The 919-nt window shown below is 45.7% G+C and carries 1 protein-coding gene; it reads left to right on the forward strand.

Features of this window, described 5'->3' with window-relative positions; genetic code table 11:
• Nucleotides 1-463: peptidoglycan recognition protein family protein (locus V8Q34_RS27365; protein ID WP_335836690.1), on the forward strand; the 463-nt coding region annotated here is incomplete at its 5' end.
• Nucleotides 464-919 lie beyond the last annotated feature (456 nt).

Consider the following 919-nt stretch of genomic DNA (forward strand, 5'->3'; position numbering starts at 1 on the left):
CTTTGAAGGTGCGTTTAATACGGAGTACATGGGACAAGCCCAGATCCAGGCCGGCCGGGAGCTGGTGGCCTATCTCAAGAGCAAGTATGGCATCTCTCTGGTGCAGCGCCATAAGGATGTTGGCAGCACGGACTGCCCGGGAGCACATTTCCCATTTTCGGAGATCGCCAGCGGGACTATTAATAGCAAGCCGGTCACAACCGTGCCGGACAACACAACCACAGGAGGTAATGTATATATGTTTGGAGTAAGAGAGATTGGTAATGGAGATTATGGCAATGATGTATTACTGGCTCAGGAGATACTGGGAAGCCGTGGATATTACAAAGGAGAACTGGACAAGGGCTTTGGCCCGCTGATGGTGGAAGCCACTAAAAAGTACCAGACAGACCGCAAGGGAGCCTGCGGTGCGGCAGACGGGATAATTGGAGCCAAGACCTGGCAGGATATGATTGCTCTGTAAGCTCGACGTCGAGTCAGTGGCATAATAACAGCCCCGGTGATGAGCCGGGGCAAACAAAAGGGGGCCAGCCGTAGCCGGTCCCCAGGATCACATTTTGCACAGTGTATGTGTGCGATATTTATTATAACATGATTGTTATTTGTTTGCAAGTGCAAATAATAAAACGGCCGACACCATTACAGTGCCGGCCACCTGTGTCGGATCAGAGGTTATCCATACCTCTGTTTACATCTTTATGTTACTATATAATAAGTAGAGATGCAATATATAATAGCAGACAGATTTCGACGGTAGGCAATGTCTACGTTTTGCCAACCTTGTATAGATTTTGTGTGGCAACAGTACATGTCAGTATGATACAATATATAAACGAAACACTGACGTAAGCCTTATTTTACAAGGCTTTATATAACAATAAATAAAAATATGTTTCAAGAGATTTTTATGACTATACAA

Origin of the sequence: Blautia sp. JLR.GB0024, assembly GCF_037000545.1 — a bacterium.
Taxonomy (GTDB): Bacteria; Bacillota; Clostridia; order Lachnospirales; family Lachnospiraceae; genus Blautia; species Blautia celeris.